The sequence below is a fragment of the Bacillus sp. EKM206B genome, assembly GCF_011066015.1.
GTDB classification, from domain to species: domain Bacteria; phylum Bacillota; class Bacilli; order Bacillales; family Bacillaceae; genus Bacillus; species Bacillus velezensis.
The window spans coordinates 1-643 of sequence record NZ_JAAMNL010000031.1; the positions used below are offsets into that span (position 1 = coordinate 1).

Annotated in this window: 1 pseudogene; it reads left to right on the forward strand. The window is 45.7% G+C overall.

Annotated features, from left to right (window positions below):
- Positions 1-643: pseudogene (locus G9F50_RS20245) on the forward strand (hypothetical protein); the annotation flags it as partial.

Here is a 643-nt window from a genome sequence, read left to right on the forward strand (position 1 = left end):
TGATTAAGAAGGAAGAAGCGAAAGAGCGGGAAATCAAGGATCTAAAGAAAAAGCTGGCCGATGGTGTCACCGATCCGAATGAGTATTTGGAAATCGCGAAGAAGATCGGCTATGAAAACCTTGAACCCGCTCAGGTGCAATATGTGATGCAGCTTGAACAAGCAAAACAGCTCGAAGAAGTCGGAGAAACGGCTTGGGATATCGTTAAAGGAATAGGCGTCGGCCTTTATGATGTCGGGAAAGACACAATAACAGGCGTCAAAGATCTGGCTGTCGGCGCATGGGATTTTTACCATCTCTCTGATGAACAAAAAGTCGCTAAAACCATATCAGCTGTATTGAACACGCCCTCCTACGCAAAAATCATATGGACAAACCTGGCGGATTCGTGGAATGATAAAATGGTTAACGGGGATGCGTATTCAAGATCCCATTACATCACCTACGCCATCGGGAGCATCGTCGGGCTCAAAGGTTCCGGCTCAACTGTAAAAGTAACAAGCAAGCTCGCAAAAACAGGCGCCGCCAAAGTGGATAACGTCTTGGAAGCTGGAGAAAAAGCGGCTGCAAAACATGTAAAAACCGGGATTGAAAAAGGACAAAACTACATCAATTCCTTTTCGAAAAACAAGTACGAACCCGC